Source organism: Lysinibacillus sp. GJ-1 (genome assembly GCF_021166035.1).
GTDB lineage: Bacteria > Bacillota > Bacilli > Bacillales_A > Planococcaceae > Lysinibacillus > Lysinibacillus sphaericus.
Genome location: NZ_CP088912.1, coordinates 3634935 through 3652533 on the forward strand (window position 1 = coordinate 3634935; position 17599 = coordinate 3652533).

Sequence of the window (17599 nt, forward strand, 5' to 3'; positions counted from 1 at the left end):
TCCCCTACATGCACTCTTCGTCATTTTCACTGACGGTCATTTCTTCTAATCTTGAAATTGTATGAATTAAATGGTTGTCAAAGATATCTTTTGCAACACGCAACAATTCAACAATCATTGGATCACTTAAAGAATAGTAAACTTTTTTACCTTCTTTTGTACCATAAACAATATTTTTTGCCCGTAAAACACTTAACTGCTGGGAAACTGCCGAGCCTTCTTTTTCTAGGCAACTTTGAATCTCATTCACACTTTTCTTGCCATCGACTAATAACTCAAGAATTCTTATCCGTAACGGGTGTGCTAAGGCTTTAAAAAAATCGGCTTTAAACTGTTGTAAGCCTTCTTCCACGTTAATCCCCCCATATCATTCATTTTCACATATTCAAATATTTGAATATGTATGATTGTATCCTTTTGCGTCAACTATTTCAATCCAAAAAAATAAAAAAGCGAATGCTATAGCATTCGCTTTAAGTAAATCGCCTTTAATTTTCAGAATTGTTTGCGTGCCTGCCACCCAATAATGGGCGGTCATAGATCAGACATGGGAAAATGCCTATTAATACAATAACTACTAAAATTGAAACAAGGGCAATCATACCAAATTGATCCACCATAATGCCGCCAAACAATGGACCGATCATCCGACCTGCTGTAGCCGCACTATTAATAATACCTTGGTAAAAACCTTCGCGTCCCTTTGGTGCAAGCTGATTTGCAATGGTCGGTAAAGCTGGTGTATAAAACATTTCGCCAAAAGTTAATACAACCATTGCAGCAGCAAACATTTTAAAATCTCCAGCAAATGCTACAATGCCAAACGACGCTGCAATAAGCGTAATGCCAAATACTAGTTGACGTTTTAGTTGATGTTCCCAACGGCGCACAAGCGGTGCGATTAATGGTTGCCCAACAACAATAAGAAGCCCATTAATCGTCCAAAGTAAACTATATTGTTTTAACCCTAAGCCCAAATCTTGCGTATAGGATGAAATAGTTGCACTCCATTGCGAATAGGCAAGCCAGCATAACACGGAGGATGAACTTAAAATTAACAAGGCATAAAATGGTGCCTTATTTGTAATACGTTTACTTTCACTAACTACATTTTTCAATGCTATACTTTCCGCATCTATTCCTCTAAATGTAATCAATGCGATAAAGAAAAATAAAATATACATCGCTAAATTAACAATAAACACATAATCAAATTGATAATCCGCCACAATCCCAGCTAATGCCGGCCCTACGGCAACACCTAAATTTTGCGCTAAATAAATCGCATTAAATGCCTTACGACCACCTTCAAGCCAAGCCGCTCCTGCTAACGCAAACATCCCTGGAAATACAATTCCTCCACTAAATCCAAGAATGGTTAAAAACCAAACATAATGTGGCCAGCCATGCCAGATTGTTAATCCTATTAACGAAGCAACGGTCAATAAAATGCCCAGCATAATAGATTTATAGCCGCCAATTCTATCAAATAAAAAACCACCTAATAGATTGCCTAATACACCCGCAGCCGAATTCAACATTAAAACAAAGCCAGCCATTGCAAGTGATTTCCCTAAATAATCGTGCATATAAATGGCATTTAAAGGCCATTAAAAAGAGTTGCCCGTCGTGTTCACAAGCATACCGATAATTAAAAACCAAACACTTTTTGGCATATCCTTGACCCCCATTATTTCGTTTCTCTAAATAGCTAGTTTATGATGAAAAATAAAAAAGTACAAGGAAAATAAATTTACCCTTTCTTCATAAAAAACTTCTTAAATAAGCCGTTTTTTCGTGCTTTATGCATGCGTTATAGTAGCCAACAGTTCTGTTCCTTTACTACAAAAATAAATTATTTATTTAAGTAAACAAAGCCGCCTAATATTTGTCTCTGTCTATTTATATTCTTACTCCATGACGGAACCTTACGCACATGATAAAATACAATGTTAGAGGAGTGAAATACATGACAGAAACAAACTTTCCTTTTCCCACAGAGGGGAAAAGATACTATACATGGAATCGCTATTTACGTGATCACTTCGGTCATAAAGTATTTAAAGTAGCGCTCGATGCAGGTTTTGATTGCCCGAACCGAGATGGTACAGTCGCATTCGGAGGTTGTACATTTTGTAGTGCTGCAGGGTCAGGTGACTTTGCCGGAAATAAAGTCGATCCTATTGATGTGCAATTTGCGGAAATTCGAGACAAAATGCATCAAAAATGGAAAGATGGCAAGTATATGGCTTACTTCCAAGCTTATACAAATACCCATGCGCCACTGCCAGTTTTAAAGGAAAAATTTGAGGCTGCGTTAGCACAAGAAGGTGTAGTCGGTCTGTCCATTGCAACACGCCCAGATTGCTTACCAGATGATGTTGTAGAATATTTAGCAGAACTAAATAAACGCACCTATTTATGGATTGAACTAGGACTACAAACCGTCCATGAAAAAACGGCAAACCTGATTAATCGTGCACATGATTATGCAACCTATGTAGAAGGTGTTGAAAAGCTGCGTAAGCATGGGATTCGTGTATGCTCACATATTATCAATGGCCTTCCACTTGAAGATTATGACATGATGATGGAAACGGCACGTGCAGTAGCTAAACTGGATGTCCAAGGCATTAAAATCCATTTACTGCATTTATTAAAAGGGACGCCAATGGTTAAGCAATATGAAAAAGGCATGCTAGAATTTTTAGATCAAGACGTTTATACAAAACTAGTTGCAGATCAGTTAGAAATTTTACCACCGCAAATGGTTATTCATCGTATAACAGGTGATGGACCAATTGATTTAATGATTGGACCAATGTGGAGTGTTAATAAGTGGGAAGTATTGAACGGTATTGATGCAGAGTTAGAACGTCGGGGCAGTTGGCAAGGTAAATTTTATAATGCCGAGGTCACAAAATGAAGCTTCAACGCGTCTTACAATATGCACAGCAATTATTAATAGACTCGATACAAGAAGGCGATACTGTTGTCGATGCTACGGCTGGAAACGGCCATGATACATTATTTTTAGCTCAACTTGTTGGTGATAACGGACAAGTTTATGCCTTTGACGTGCAAAAAAAAGCAGTCGATGCTACTTTGCACCGTCTGCTAGATAATGCATTAGAACACCGTGCCCTTGTGTTACATACGGGGCACGAAAATATAGCCAAGCATGTTCAAAAACCAGTTGCGGCTGCTATATTCAATCTTGGCTATTTGCCTGGCAGTGACCATGATATCGTAACAAAACCTAATACAACGATTCTTGCAATTCAAGATTTATTGCAACTGCTAAAAATCGGCGGATTAATTGTCCTTGTTATTTACCATGGCCATCCAGGCGGTAAAGAAGAACGTGACGCTGTTATCGACTTTGTTAGTCAGTTACCACAAAAATATGTCCATGTGTTAAAATACGAATTTCTAAACCAACAAAACGACCCACCATTTGTTATTGCATTAGAAAAAATGAAAGACTTCTCGGTGCCAGTCACGCAAACAATTCTGAACGCACAAGCAGCCGCTTGCGACAGTAATTAAAATAAAAAAGTCCTCTCAATATTGAGAGGACTTTTTTATACATTATTTATTTTTGCGTTTATCATTGTAATCAACCCAGAAATCCGCACCTTTAATTCCTAGTTTACGAGGATCAAACACAGGGTCTTTGCCTTCTTTTTTCTGTTTCTCGTAATCTTTTAATGCGAGAATCGCAGGCTTCATAATAATTAAAATGGCAATAACGTTAATCCATACCATTAATCCTAAGCCAACGTCACCCATTGCCCATGCAAGGTCAGATGTACGAATCGTTCCATAAAATGTTGCAATTAAAAAGGCGATTTTAGCTATCCAAATGAAAATCTTTTCGGTTTTCCCTGAGAATAAATAGGCCACATTCGTCTCTGCTATATAGTAGTACGCCATAATTGTCGTAAATGCGAAGAAGAATAAAGCGATTGCTACGAAGCTTGAACCAATGCCTGGCAATGAAGATTCCACTGCCCATTGTGTATATGCAGCACCTTCTTTAATACTTTTCGCAAAGGTAATTTGCTCCTCACCAGTAAGACCATTTTCATTGAATTCACCTACGTAAATAAACGGATCTGTACCTTCCGCAGCTTTCTCATTCTGAACATTATACATACCTGTAAATAAGATCATAAATGCTGTAGCTGAACAAACTAATAATGTATCAATGTACACAGATGCCGCCTGCACAATACCTTGTTTAGCAGGGTGTGAAACTTCAGCTGCTGCCGCTGGATGCGGTCCAGTTCCTTGACCCGCTTCGTTGGAATAAATACCACGCTTAACCCCCCAAGCGATTGCTGAACCAATAATTCCCCCAAATACTTCTTGTGCACCAAAAGCACTAGAGAAAATTAGCGAAAATACAGCAGGTACTTCTGAAATATTCATAAAAATAATGACGATTGCCATTAGAATATAAGCTAAAGCCATGAATGGGACAACTACTTGTGCAACATTTGCAATGGATTTAACCCCACCGATAATAATAGCACCTAATAATACAACAATAATAATTCCTGTAATCCAAGATTCCATTCCAAAAGCGTTTTCAACGGCACCTGCTATTGCATTTGATTGAACACCAGGCATTAGTATTAACATGGCTATTAACGCTGCAATTGCAAAAATGATTGCAAACCACTTCTGCCCCATCCCTTTTTCAATATAAAAGGCTGGACCACCACGATATTCTGTTTCTTTCTCTTCTTTATATATTTGCGCTAATGTTGACTCCACATAAGCTGTCGCTGCACCGATGAAGGCAATTGCCCACATCCAAAAAATCGCACCAGGTCCCCCCATTGCAATGGCAGTTGCTGTACCAGCAATGTTCCCTGTACCAACGCGCCCAGATAATGCAATCGACATTGCTTGGAAAGAAGAAATTCCTTTTTCTGATTTTTCCCCTTTAAACATTAAGACAAACATGTCCTTAATATGTCTTATTTGTAGGAACCTTGTAATAATTGAAAAGAATAAACCGATCAATAAAATACCATAAATAAACCACGGTCCCCATAAAATACTGTTCATAAAACTAACAATACTTTCCATCTTACCCCTCCCAAAATATGAATATTCGTTCTTTAAGACATTATAGTATTACATTTTTCTGAAAATTACAACATTATTTTTAAGTTACTATACATCTTATTCAACAATATTTTTCGGAGGGGAAACATTCTATCGAATTATATAGCCAATTCTACGCAAAGCATTATTAATAAAATCACGGATATAGAAAAAAATTTCATCTCTCTCTATTTCATGGTACAGATTATGGTAGCATTTTGCCCATTCTTTAAATTGGAATTCAGCAAACTCCTGCTGATGCAACCAATTACGTGTTTGTCTAGTTTCTGTAATGCTATCTCTTTCTCCAGTCATAATAAGCATAGGGGTATTTGGAAACTCTGCTTTCGGCATAATCACTAAATTGCGCATCATCTGTTGTAACTCACGATACCATTTTACTGAAATGACAGACATAAAAGGAAACTCGTCTTTCATTTCATCGCGACCTTCGACACTACGTGATAACTTGTCGAAAGTAATATCATGTGTCATCTTCACACTTGCCGTCAAAGCACTTAAGCTCGTTAATGCATTCGATAATTTCCCAGGCTGTAAGTTCAATTGCAACCAAGGTGAGGTCAAGACAATTCCTGCACATTCATATTTTCTCTTATGCATGGTATGCAGTATTAACGTTGCTCCTAGTCCATGCCCTATTAAAAATACTGGCAAATTATATGAAAAGGCATTTTCAATTAAATGCCTAGTATACTTGTTGTATTCTTTAAAGTCCTCATCATGGACACGTGATAGTTTCGCATTTGCCCCATGATTCGGTAAATCGCCCATGACTACGTGGAAGCCTTCCATTCTAAGTTTTTCAATCAGCCATGCGTACCAACGGTGGTTTTCATATGCACCGTGAACAATAGCAATCACAGCCTTCGCTTGTCCATCAGCTTCCCATTTCCACATTCACATAGTCCTCCTAAATAATTAGTTACACAATAATTATAACGAAATATTCGTACCATTATAAAATTATATTTGCATAAAATTGCGTATTTGATACGATAATACTACATCAAAGAAAGAAAAGAGGCGATTAGCATGATTTATCCTTTTAAAGACAAAACACCTACAATCGATCCATCGGTTTTTATTGCTGACTATGCAACCGTTACGGGAGACGTAACGATTGGAGCAGAGACAACAATATGGTTTAATACAGTGATTCGAGGCGATGTATCTCCTACAATTATTGGTAAACGAGTAAGCATCCAAGATCTTTGTTGTCTACATCAAAGTCCAAAATATCCATTAATAATCGAAGATGAAGTAACAGTTGGACACCAAGTAACCTTACATAGCTGTACAATTCGAAAAAATGCCTTAATTGGTATGGGATCAATTGTGTTAGATGGGGCAGAGATAGGAGAAGGTGCATTTATCGGTGCGGGTAGTCTTGTCCCTCCAGGTAAAGTCATACCTCCCAATTGTTTAGCATTAGGACGTCCAGCGAAAGTTGTACGTGAATTAAATGCTGAAGATAAGGAAGATATGGAACGTATCGTTAGAGAATACGCGGAAAAAGGACAATATTACAAATCTCTTCAAAAATAATGGATGCTTACAAAACGGGCGAATTGCCCCTATAAGTTGTAGATGTTTGCATACGTAACAACTCTTTATAAAAAAAATTCGCAATTTCCTTCCACTAACCGCCTACAGTACATCTTGTATGTAGACGTACGGGAAGAAAGCGAATTTTTTCAATTACTTACGTAAAGTCCGCTTAAATCTTTCACTCGATTAAAGAGCACTAGTTGCCTTCACCATTTAAATAGAAGGTGCATTACTCCCCGACTTAGCAGCAAGTAAGAAGAAATGCGAAAGGCAAGATAAAAAGGGGCCACTAGCTAGCCCCTTTCAAAAAAACATTTACGTTTGTTCATTACCAAATCGAATGTTCTTGACAAAACAGATTATAAACTAGCTTTTTCTCTTAGTGCATCTGCCTTGTCCGTATTTTCCCAAGGTACATTTAAATCTGTACGGCCAAAGTGACCGTATGCAGCCGTTTGTTTATAAATTGGACGACGTAAATCAAGCATTTTAATGATGCCTGCTGGACGTAGATCGAAAAGTTCGCGAACCCATTTTACGATTTCACTTTCACTTACTCGTCCTGTACCAAACGTATCAACGGCAATCGATACTGGCTGTGCTACACCGATAGCATAAGCAAGCTGTACTTCTGCACGTTCTGCTAAACCAGCTGCAACAATATTTTTCGCTACATAACGTGCTGCATAGGCTGCTGAACGGTCCACTTTCGTAGCATCCTTACCAGAGAATGCACCACCACCATGACGTGCATAACCACCGTATGTATCAACGATGATTTTACGACCAGTAAGTCCAGCATCTCCTTTTGGACCACCGATAACAAAACGACCAGTTGGGTTGATGAAGTATTTCGTCTGTGCATCTAATAACTCACTAGGAACTACTGGAGCAATTACTAATGCTTTTAAATCTGCTTGAATTTGTTCAAGTGTTGCTTCTTCATCATGCTGAGTTGAAATAACAATCGTATCAACACGAACAGGGACATTGTTTTCATCATACTCAATTGTTACTTGCGTTTTACCATCTGGACGTAAATATGCTAATTCACCTGATTTACGTACTTCTGTTAAACGACGAGCCAATTTATGCGCTAAACTAATTGGTAGAGGCATTAATTCAGGTGTTTCATTACATGCATAACCGAACATTAATCCTTGGTCACCTGCACCAATTGCTTCAATATCCGCATCTGTCATTGAACCTTCACGCGCTTCTAATGCTTGGTCTACACCTTGGGCAATATCAGGTGATTGCTCTCCGATTGCGACTAGTACAGCTAAGTTTTCAGCATCAAAGCCATACTTGCCTCGTGTATAGCCGATTTCTGCTACTGTATCACGCACAATGCCTTTAATATCTACATAAGTAGAAGTAGTAATTTCTCCTGCTACTAATACTAAGCCTGTTGTGACCGTTGTTTCACACGCTACACGGGCATTAGGATCTTCTGTTAAAATAGCATCTAAAATAGCATCCGAGATTTGATCACAAATTTTATCGGGATGTCCTTCTGTTACACTCTCTGATGTAAACAATCGACGGTTTGTCATTTGGTTTTCCTCCTATTACTCTTACAAATAGTATTTGCGAAATTAATACGGTACTCATTACCCATGTCAAGTCCGCTCCTAAAGGATTGAACTCTCAAGCCGTTGTTGCTTTTAACATGAGGATTTCGAAAGATCCGTCATTATAATAAGGAAAGAATTGCACATACTTACCTTTACATTCATTTTAAAAATAAAAAAAATCCTTTTCTCACGTGTACTTAACATGAGGAAAGGAATAATGACTTCGTAACCTTTCACTCTTATCGTTCAAGGGGTATCCCCTTGCATCAGGTTGGCACCAACGCATGTCGTGAAATAGTTCATGCAGGTTGCCGGGTTTCACAGGGCCTGACCCTCCACCAGCTCGGGATAAGAGTATCCGTTCAATTCCTCATCTTACGTAAAAGGTAGAACAATGTCAATTATTTTATGTCGTTTTGTTGAAAAGTATTTAAAACTCGAAAATAATTTTTGAATTAGTATAGATTATTAAAGCAATTGTGTTATACTATTTTTGAAATTAAGAAAAACTCCCTCAAACTCAAGGGAATACTATAAAAAAGGATGGTATTTAATCGATGAATTCAGTAGAAATTGCAAACGAACTGAAGGAATTATTAAACGGCGGGAACATTAACGTTCAACTTTCAGTACCACAATTAGCTGAAAAAGCTACATCTCGTGGTGAGGCAATGTTAACAGTAGATGGCGCAGTTCGTGCAGAAACTGGCAAATACACTGGTCGTTCACCTAAAGATAAATATACGGTAGAAGAAGAAAGCACAAAAGATAAAATTGACTGGGGTAAAGTAAACCAACCAATTTCTTCTGAAGTGTTCGATAACTTATATGTAAAAGTAGTTAAATACTTAAAAGAACGTGACGAATTATTTGTATTTAAAGGTTTTGCTGGTGCTGACAAAGATTCACAATTAAGTATTCAAGTAATCAATGAATATGCTTGGCACAATCTTTTCGCCCATCAATTATTTATCCGTCCAACTGAAGAAGAATTAGCTTCTCACGTTGCTGATTTCACAATTATTTCAGCTCCTAACTTTAAAGCAGATCCAGCTGTTGATGGTACAGCTTCTGAAACATTCATCATTGTATCACTTGAAAAGAAAATCATCCTAATCGGTGGTACTGAATATGCTGGTGAAATTAAAAAATCGATTTTCGGTATTATGAACTACCTATTACCACAACAAGGCATCTTATCAATGCACTGTTCAGCAAACGTTGGGGAAGCTGGTGACGTAGCATTATTCTTCGGTTTATCTGGTACTGGTAAAACGACTTTATCTGCTGATCCTGACCGCAAATTAATCGGTGACGATGAGCATGGTTGGTCTGACAACGGCGTATTTAACATTGAAGGTGGTTGCTACGCAAAAACAATTAACCTTTCTGCTGAAAAAGAACCTGAAATCTACAACGCAATCCGCTTCGGTTCTGTACTAGAGAACGTAGCTGTAGACCCTGAAACTCGTGTTTGCGACTACGATGATGGTTCATTAACAGAAAATACACGTGTTGCTTATCCAATCCAATATATCGAAAATATCGTTGATCCATCTGTTGCAGGTCACCCAAAAACAATCATCTTCTTAACTGCTGATGCATTTGGTGTTTTACCTCCAATCAGTAAATTAACAAAAGAGCAAGCAATGTATCACTTCCTAAGTGGTTTCACATCTAAACTTGCAGGTACTGAACGTGGTGTAACAGAGCCAGAACCAGTATTCTCTACATGTTTCGGTTCTCCATTCCTTCCACTTCCAGCAACTGTTTATGCAGAAATGTTAGGTCAAAAAATCGATGAGCATGGCGCACAAGTATTCCTTGTAAACACTGGTTGGACTGGTGGCGAATACGGTACAGGTAGCCGTATGAAGCTTTCTTATACTCGTTCAATGGTACGTGCAGCAATCGACGGAAAACTAAACAATGTTGAAACAATTCAAGATGCTGTATTCGGTTTACACATCCCTACAGCAGTTGAAGGTGTACCAACAGAAGTGCTAAACCCACGTGATGCTTGGTCAGACAAAGCTGCTTACGATGTGAAAGCTGCTGAACTTGCTGGTCTATTCAACGACAACTTCAAGAAATTCTCAAATGTTTCTGAAGCAATCACTAATCTTGGTGGGCCATTAAAATAATGCATACAAAAAGGGAACGATGTATTCGTTCCCTTTTTTTAGTGTCAGGCACTCAAACAATTTTCACTGCTTCTTCATCCATTCGCATAATGCACGAACCGTTTCACGATTTTGGGCAGGTGGATATTGGTGGGCAAAACGTTGATCATACCAAGTTTCATACACTTTATTGGCATCTTCTAAGTAAAATGCTAACTGCCTTGCATGCTCAATATCTACATTTTCATCCCGATAGCCGTGGATAATTAGCACTGGGGCTGTAATCTGATCGACTTGAAATAAAGGTGTGCGTGCATCATAGGCTTCTGGAACACGATTAGGTGTCCCGCCAATAACCCGTTTCATCATTCGACGCATATCGGTTCGCTCCCAGTATGTAGCTGTGGCATCCGAAACGCCTGCCCACGTCACAACGGATGTAATATCCTTCCGTAAAATGGCTGTCCAGAGCGCCATAATACCTCCACGTGAAAAACCAAACACATGGATATGATCGTTGCAAAATTGTTTTAGCACATCTACTCCATACACTGCATCAAAACGATCTTGACCTGCAAACTCATCACGGCCTTCTCCACCTCTATTCCCCCGATAATAAGGGGCAAACACGATAAAACCTTGGGCTGCAAATTGTGCAACACGTGCTGGTCTTACCATGCCGATACTTTGCATACCCCCACGCAAATATAAAAAACCGTCATATGTACCTTCTGCTTTAGGCTCTGCTAGTAAGCCTTTGACACGTAATCCAAGGGATAGATACGTAATTTCTGATAATCGAATAGCTGGATTTGGTGAAGGATATGGACGTTTTTCAACTATTTCTCCATTGATTGTCAAAGCGCTTCAGCTCCTCTAGCATTTTTTGCATGCCTTCATCTTTCATATGGAAGCTTAAATTTGGATGGCTTGCAAACTCTTCATCGGTTAACCAGACCATACCCGAAGTTTCCAAATCAAAATCTATCTTCTCCTGACTGACAAATTCCGCAGTGAAGACTGTTTTACAAAACAATAGTTCACCGTGGACAGCATATTCTGCAAACCATTGAAGATTTTTCACATGCACACCCGTCTCTTCAAATACTTCCCGAACAGCAGCTTGCTCTAATGTTTCGCCTGATTCTACCTTCCCTCCTGGCACTTCCACACCACGACGCTTATGAATCGTACATAGCCATTTCTGTTCATGTTTTAAAAAGACAAGGACATGCTTTGGTTCAACTTGAAACTCCCCTCTTGTAAAGCTTAAATCCACTTGAAATCCATTCAAATCTTGAAATGAAAACATTCCATTCAACTCCTCGTATTATATTGTCACGAATGTATTCATTATGTTATTCGTCTTATTATTTCATGTACTGTGAGGAATCAATCACAAGAAAATAGTGGCATTCGTCATTCGTCATATTGATAAATCTATGCGCTGTATCTGCTTCAAAAAAAAGAGAATCACCTGCTTCTAATTCTTCAGAAAAAGCACCATGCCCCAATTCAACTCGTAACTTTCCGCTTTTAACAAAAATATACTCTTTTACACCTGCTTTATGCGCGGGAAATATGCCTGATTCTTTGTTTGGTGGAATAATATTTAACACAAACTCAATACCTCGTGATGGAACGGAAGGTGATAATAAATGTCGTTGAAAACCCGATTTTTCATCAACATAAATGGGTCGTTCATCTTTTCTTATGACGACAACCTCCCTTTTTTCCTGCTGATCTAATAAAGCTGAAAGTGTTGTATTTAAAGCTTCTGCAATTTGACAAGCTACTTGTATCGTTGGATTTTTTTCCTCTCTTTCAATTTGAGATAGCATCGAGGCACTCACATTACTTGCGGCTGAAAGCTCCTGTAATGTCATTTTGTTTTTCTTCCTCATTACATTTACTTGCTTTCCAAATCCCATGAATAAAGCTCCTTTCACTACTTTGTTCGCCTACTATTATTTTTACTATAGTGAAATGTAATTAAAAACTTATCTTCGTTAGCCCTTCTACTATGATATTGTACATTATCAATCACAATCAACCTAGAAGATGTTTGAATCATTTCATGCAAGATAAGAAAATAAAATATACTATAGTGAATAAACAAGTATAGGAGTGTTGTTTTATGTTAAAAGTCGTATTAGCGCTATTCCCTCTTGTTAGTATTTTATTTATGATTTTTATTTTAAAGAAATCTTCTATTTTCACTGGCATTTTTGCTTGCCTACTTACAACAGTGATTGCTACTTCTCCTGTTTTTCACCTAAACATCGCATTACTGCCTAAACCTTTTATCAACAGTTTTCTTATAACATTGCCAGTTACCTATGTTTTATTTTTTGGAATATTATTATATCATCTAATGGAAAAATCAGGGTCCATCCAAAAAATAGCTTCTTCTATTGCCACCTCTACTGATAATCGGATTGACCAAGTATTATTATTGGCCTTGGGGCTCTCTCCTTTAATTGAATCCGTTAGCGGCTTTGGTCTAGCGGTCATTGTTATTGCACCTATTTTAATGGCTCTAGGTTTCAATTCCTTACAATCTTCCTTCATTGCATTAATTAGTTTATGTATCATACCTTGGGGCACGTTAGCAATGGGGACAATTATTGGTGCATCATTAGGAAACATTCCTTTAGAGGATTTAGGTATTGGAAGCGCTCTGATGTGCATTCCTATTTATATCTACTTTGCCTTCTTAGTTACATACATAGGCGTCGGAAAAGAAGCAATGCAAAAGAAAAAATGGCGGATACTATCAATGGGATTAGTTTTAGGTTTAAGCGTGTGGGTTTGTAATCGTTTCATCAGTGTAGAACTTGCCGGAGTAGTGGGCTCTTTAACGGTGATGGCGGCTATTTTTATTATGATTTCTTTGCAAAATAGAAACAAACAATATTATTCTAATATCTTTTTAAAAAATATTTCTCCTTATTTGTTGTTAATCGCTCTATTAATCGCATCAAGAACTATTAATCCGATTAAAGATTTTTTAACGAGCCTGCTTACCGTAACGATTGCGTCTTATCAATTCCAATTATCGTTTCTTTATTCGCCTGGATTTTTTCTCTTTATTGTTTGTCTCTTTACTTGTACGCTCTTCCGTTTAAATAAGGCATCCATTTTCGATAGTATCAAATTAACAATCAATAAATGTTATCCTGTATTGCTAACGACTTTTTTATATATTGTGGTTTCCGAAATGATGGCAGAGGCCGAGATGATTCAGCTACTATCCGTAACTGCTGCCAACACATTTGGTTCATACTTTGTATTCATAACACCTTTAATTGGCGCAACAGGTGGTTTTTTAACTGGCAGTAATACTGCGTCCAATACTATGTTTATTCGACTACAAACAGAAACTGCTACGCACATAGGTCTGTCACCTACTATACTTGCTTGCATTCAAAATGTTAGTTCTTCGTTCATGACAATGGTCAACCCATCTAGAGTGGCATTAAGTTGTTCAGTATGTAAAATACATTCATTTGAAAATATTATTCAAAGAAAAATGGCGCTAGTTGGACTTAGTACACTTGCTATTATTTTTCTAGAAATTATTTTTCTATCACGCTTCCACTAGCATAATGTTATACAGGTTATGCAAATATAAAAAATGTCTAGCCAATAGCTAGACACGTTTATTGAAATAGGGAAGTTGTTCTACAAATTGCTTTGTATCATCATCCCCATACTCATGTATAAGTGCATAAATTTTCTTCAAACGTAAATCTAACTCGTCATTTTCTCGATCCAAATGATATTGCAAATAAGGCAATTGTGCGCGCCAACCGTTCGCAATTTCTAATAGTTGCATTTGCTGAAATATTTTTTCAAAAACATCTAATGCTTGCCGGTCTACATTAAGTTCGAAATTCCATTGCCCTTCGTAAGGATTTGTATAATACGTTTTATGGGCAAGTGAAAAATAAACACGTTGACGATCCATAGATAACACTCCTTTTTCCATAGTATGGTGGTTAAGTGGTTATTTTATTCGCTGGAATGTCAAACTTCCTTCACAACTAAGTTAGAGCTTCTAATTTATAATAGATATAACGAACAAGAACGGAGTGAATACAATGAGTTTAACCTCGCTAATCACGATTGCAATCATTATCGTGATATTAGTAACAGTCGCAACCATTCTAAGTGTAAATCGTGCCTATGCTTTTAAACATACGGTCGATGAAAAACCAAAGCAAAATTTTCAGCAGCATGACGAGTAGTTCAAATTTAACCCTTTTATAGCAATATCACTTATAATAACAATATCAAATAGAATTTGGAGTGAAAACAATGGGTGTTCCATTACCAATCATCATTATGATTGCAATGATGATGCTAATGTTTGGTGTTTCCGTAATCGTTATTCTCAAGAAAAAAGGCGATTTTTTTACACAAACAATCGATGCAAAACCAAAACAAAATAATTCACATCACAAGGATGGACAAGCATGAAATATCCCTTTATATGGCTCATTCAGTTATACAGAAAATTTATCTCACCAATGACGCCACCATCGTGTCGCTTCTATCCAACATGCTCTTCTTACGGTCTAGAAGCTTTTCAAAAGCATGGCGCTATTAAAGGTCTAATTTTGACCGTCACACGTATTTTAAAATGCCAACCACTTCATCCTGGTGGCTTTGATCCTGTGCCTGAAAAATGTCCTTCGAAAAAGAAATAATTTTCGAAGGTCATTTTTTCTTGTACTTTTATTCGATGTGCGTTATTATAGATACTGTTAAAAAACAAATCGTAATCATTACTATTTGAAAGAGGTATCCATTATATGAAAAAAATATTTCTATTTTTCTTAGTTGCTGTACTAGCCGTATTTACAGCTGCCTGTGGTGATCAATCATCATCGTCGAAACAGACGGAGAAAACAGATAAATTAACTGTGTACACAACCGTCTATCCTTTAAGCTACTTTACGGAGCGGATTGGTGGCGATTATGTAGAAGTATCTTCTATATATCCTCCTGGTGCTAACGAGCATACCTTTGAGCCAACGCAAAAGGATATGATGAAATTAGCTGACGCGCATCTATTTTTCTATATTGGCTTAGGACTTGAAGGTTTTGTAGAAAATACGAAAAAGACATTAGCCAACGAAGATGTCACTATGGTTGCTATGGCATCTCAAATACCTGATGAAAAATTAGCCGTTAGTACTGGTCATTCGCATGACGAAGAAGATGAAGCTGATCATGCGCATGAAGCTGCCGCTACAGAAGATGACCACGCACATGACGAGCACGAAGATGCGACTACGGAAGATAATCACGCGCATGACGAGGAGGCTGATCATGGAGATCATGCTCACGGTAGTGTCGATCCCCATGTATGGCTGTCGCCTGTTATTAGTCAAGATTTAGCATTATCCATTAAAAATGCATTAGTTGAAAAAATGCCAGCTCAAGAAGCGACATTTACAGCAAATTATGAAGCGCTCGTAAAAGAGCTACAAGATTTAGACACTGCATATAAAGCGATGGCTGACACAACGCAAAACAAAACATTCTTTGTATCGCATGCTGCATTTGGCTACATCGCGGGTCAATATGGCTTAACACAAGTTCCAATTGCAGGGTTAAACTCGCAAAATGAACCGTCTCAAAAGGAATTAACAGCGATTGTAGATAAAGCAAAAGACTTAAATATTCATTATATTTTATTCGAGCAAAATGTTTCATCTAAATTAGCCGAAGTCATTCAAAAAGAAGTTGGCGCTCAATCACTTGTCCTACATAATTTAAGCGTGTTAACAAGTGATGATGTGAAAAATAATGAAACGTATTTTACTCTCATGAAAAAAAATATGCAAACTTTAGAAACAGCTCTAAATGAACACAAGTAAAACAACGATACGAATTACCTGTTTAAGATGAAGAAGGAGGTGCCCCGTAATGCATAAGGGACACCTCCTTTATTATGACGTACTTTTCTTGCGGCATACGCTTTTCATTTTTGTCAAAGCGAGAAAGCCTCTTTATCCTGGCATCCCCGTTTATCTTTGTCTTGACAATAACCGGACGAACTGCAAGAGTGCTCTGTAAGACAACTTTATCCTGTTGTTCATATAAAACGATTTGATTAAGTTTGTGGCTAAGTTGAAAGTCATTTAGTAATTGAGCAGAGTGTTCTATTAATTGCTTCATTTGCAGCGCATTATTTTCTATAATCGCTAGCCCACTATTAGGGGTAAAAAGATTAGCTAATGGTTTCGTAAGAACTTCAATCCTACTTTTCCCTTGCCAATCTGCGTATTTTTCACTTGTTGCTGAAGGAAAACTTGCAAAATCCCATGTATGATCTTGCGCTAATTGCTTATCGGATACGAGAAAATAGTTATAACGTACCTCGCCCTTCCGATCTGGCAATGGGTCATCCCATGTCACATCAATATGGTACCATTCATTATCTAACTTCACTAACACCCATGCATGCAATTGTTCGCCTACTTTCCCTGGCACATATTGCACCTCAAAACCTAGCATATCTAACATTCGATAAAGCACTAAAGTATAGGCCTGACAGACACCTTTGCCTTCGCTAAGCAATGTGTATGGCGAATATTGGCTTCCTACACTATCTTTTGAATACTCTGTTGTTAAGACGATATAATCATGTGCAGCCTGTATTTTTTCTAATTCGCTTAATCCATGCATAGACGCAACAATAGTTGTCAATGTTTGCTCTGTAAATGCCTCCTCTTCCTGAGAAATATGATAAGTAAATTGAAATTGAATGACAATATTATTGGCATAGCCATCATACTTCCATTGAAAGCTGGAAATATTGGCGAAAATATATGGATCTAATATGGCATGTTTGATAAGCTCTGTTAGTTCGTTTTGTAATTCAGAAGTTTTACCAGTGTAACGAATTTCAAATTCAGTAGACAATTGCATCACTTCTTTCTGAATTTGCTGTTGTAATGTTTCGATTGAATTAGCTGTTGCTATATTCTGTGATTCGTAATTTGCGAATACTTGCACATGACTCATTTGTAAAACAAATAATATAATGACAACATTATATATAGTTTTTCTCATATGAGTCATTCTCCTTTACTAAATAGTTTATGCCCCCCATTATTTATTATGTTAAAGAATAATTAATTTAATCAAAAAAATATAATTTCAATAACAGAAGCCTAAAAATTGTTTGAGTGACTGGCA

19 protein-coding genes and 1 riboswitch are annotated in these 17599 nt (G+C 37.5%); of the genes, 9 read left to right on the plus strand and 10 right to left on the minus strand.

Annotation, left to right across the window (positions count from 1 at the left end):
- Positions 1 to 4 precede the first annotated feature (4 nt).
- Positions 5 to 352 carry an ArsR/SmtB family transcription factor gene (locus LO754_RS17905; protein ID WP_024363710.1) on the minus strand — a complete coding sequence of 116 codons (348 nt, stop codon included), beginning with the start codon at positions 350 to 352 and terminating at the stop codon, positions 5 to 7.
- 136 nt (positions 353 to 488) lie between these two features.
- A complete protein-coding gene (locus LO754_RS17910; RefSeq protein ID WP_231784945.1) occupies positions 489 to 1589 on the minus strand; it encodes an MDR family MFS transporter in 1101 nt (366 codons plus the stop codon).
- Positions 1590 to 1969: 380 nt separating this feature from the next.
- On the opposite strand from LO754_RS17910, the gene mnmL reads away from it, so the two are divergent.
- Complete coding sequence (gene mnmL, locus LO754_RS17915) at positions 1970 to 2926, plus strand: tRNA modification radical SAM protein MnmL/YtqA (protein ID WP_024363708.1); 957 nt, start codon at positions 1970 to 1972, stop codon at positions 2924 to 2926.
- Positions 2923 to 3549, plus strand: coding sequence for a tRNA 5-(aminomethyl)-2-thiouridylate-methyltransferase MnmM (gene mnmM, locus LO754_RS17920; protein ID WP_231784946.1), 627 nt, complete (start codon positions 2923 to 2925; stop codon positions 3547 to 3549). The genes mnmL and mnmM overlap by 4 nt, the downstream gene beginning before the upstream one ends.
- A 42-nt stretch (positions 3550 to 3591) precedes the next feature.
- Here the strand turns inward: mnmM and LO754_RS17925 are convergent, their stop codons facing one another.
- Both LO754_RS17925 and LO754_RS17930 read right to left on the minus strand, forming a co-directional pair.
- Positions 3592 to 5100: an alanine/glycine:cation symporter family protein gene (locus LO754_RS17925; protein WP_231784947.1), complete on the minus strand. Its 1509-nt coding sequence runs from the start codon at positions 5098 to 5100 to the stop codon at positions 3592 to 3594.
- A 129-nt stretch (positions 5101 to 5229) separates the two neighbouring features.
- Entirely contained in the window at positions 5230 to 6036 is an 807-nt protein-coding gene (locus LO754_RS17930) for an alpha/beta hydrolase (RefSeq protein WP_024363705.1), read from the minus strand.
- A 135-nt stretch (positions 6037 to 6171) separates the two neighbouring features.
- Here LO754_RS17930 and LO754_RS17935 point away from each other — a divergent pair, with 135 nt between their 5' ends.
- Entirely contained in the window at positions 6172 to 6684 is a 513-nt protein-coding gene (locus tag LO754_RS17935; protein WP_024363704.1) for a gamma carbonic anhydrase, read from the plus strand.
- 362 nt (positions 6685 to 7046) lie between these two features.
- On the opposite strand, the gene metK is transcribed toward LO754_RS17935, so the two are convergent.
- Positions 7047 to 8243 (minus strand): methionine adenosyltransferase, encoded by a 1197-nt coding sequence (gene metK, locus LO754_RS17940; protein WP_025220354.1) that lies wholly within the window; start codon positions 8241 to 8243, stop codon positions 7047 to 7049.
- A gap of 257 nt (positions 8244 to 8500) precedes the next feature.
- A riboswitch (SAM riboswitch) is annotated at positions 8501 to 8619 on the minus strand.
- A gap of 202 nt (positions 8620 to 8821) precedes the next feature.
- On the opposite strand from metK, the gene pckA reads away from it, so the two are divergent.
- Positions 8822 to 10408 carry a phosphoenolpyruvate carboxykinase (ATP) gene (gene pckA / locus LO754_RS17945; protein WP_024363702.1) on the plus strand — a complete coding sequence of 529 codons (1587 nt, stop codon included), beginning with the start codon at positions 8822 to 8824 and terminating at the stop codon, positions 10406 to 10408.
- Between the two features lie 63 nt (positions 10409 to 10471).
- On the opposite strand, the gene LO754_RS17950 is transcribed toward pckA, so the two are convergent.
- The 3 genes from LO754_RS17950 to LO754_RS17960 are packed head-to-tail and all read right to left on the minus strand — an operon-like array spanning position 10472 to position 12318.
- Positions 10472 to 11248, minus strand: a complete 777-nt coding sequence (locus LO754_RS17950; RefSeq protein ID WP_231784948.1) for a prolyl oligopeptidase family serine peptidase — start codon at positions 11246 to 11248, stop codon at positions 10472 to 10474.
- Positions 11223 to 11699, minus strand: coding sequence for an NUDIX domain-containing protein (locus LO754_RS17955; RefSeq protein ID WP_108029996.1), 477 nt, complete (start codon positions 11697 to 11699; stop codon positions 11223 to 11225). Before LO754_RS17955 ends, LO754_RS17950 begins: the two co-directional genes overlap by 26 nt.
- Before the next feature lie 58 nt (positions 11700 to 11757).
- Complete coding sequence (locus LO754_RS17960) at positions 11758 to 12318, minus strand: helix-turn-helix domain-containing protein (protein WP_024363699.1); 561 nt, start codon at positions 12316 to 12318, stop codon at positions 11758 to 11760.
- 206 nt (positions 12319 to 12524) lie between these two features.
- On the opposite strand from LO754_RS17960, the gene LO754_RS17965 reads away from it, so the two are divergent.
- Positions 12525 to 13991, plus strand: a complete 1467-nt coding sequence (locus LO754_RS17965; RefSeq protein ID WP_229387440.1) for an L-lactate permease — start codon at positions 12525 to 12527, stop codon at positions 13989 to 13991.
- Positions 13992 to 14039: 48 nt separating this feature from the next.
- Here the strand turns inward: LO754_RS17965 and LO754_RS17970 are convergent, their stop codons facing one another.
- Positions 14040 to 14357, minus strand: a complete 318-nt coding sequence (locus LO754_RS17970) for a hypothetical protein (RefSeq protein WP_024363697.1) — start codon at positions 14355 to 14357, stop codon at positions 14040 to 14042.
- Between the two features lie 133 nt (positions 14358 to 14490).
- On the opposite strand from LO754_RS17970, the gene ytzI reads away from it, so the two are divergent.
- The 4 genes from ytzI (at position 14491) to LO754_RS17990 (ending at position 16275) form a co-directional block, all read left to right on the plus strand.
- Positions 14491 to 14637, plus strand: a complete 147-nt coding sequence (ytzI, locus tag LO754_RS17975) for a YtzI protein (protein ID WP_231784949.1) — start codon at positions 14491 to 14493, stop codon at positions 14635 to 14637.
- 70 nt (positions 14638 to 14707) lie between these two features.
- A complete protein-coding gene (locus tag LO754_RS17980; RefSeq protein ID WP_162832724.1) occupies positions 14708 to 14869 on the plus strand; it encodes a hypothetical protein in 162 nt (53 codons plus the stop codon).
- Positions 14866 to 15099: a membrane protein insertion efficiency factor YidD gene (gene yidD / locus LO754_RS17985; RefSeq protein ID WP_231784950.1), complete on the plus strand. Its 234-nt coding sequence runs from the start codon at positions 14866 to 14868 to the stop codon at positions 15097 to 15099. The genes LO754_RS17980 and yidD overlap by 4 nt, the downstream gene beginning before the upstream one ends.
- A 105-nt stretch (positions 15100 to 15204) precedes the next feature.
- Complete coding sequence (locus LO754_RS17990) at positions 15205 to 16275, plus strand: metal ABC transporter solute-binding protein, Zn/Mn family (protein ID WP_024363695.1); 1071 nt, start codon at positions 15205 to 15207, stop codon at positions 16273 to 16275.
- A 22-nt stretch (positions 16276 to 16297) separates the two neighbouring features.
- Here LO754_RS17990 and LO754_RS17995 read toward each other — a convergent pair whose 3' ends face one another.
- A complete protein-coding gene (locus tag LO754_RS17995) occupies positions 16298 to 17473 on the minus strand; it encodes a transglutaminase domain-containing protein (protein ID WP_231784951.1) in 1176 nt (391 codons plus the stop codon).
- Positions 17474 to 17599: the final 126 nt, after the last annotated feature.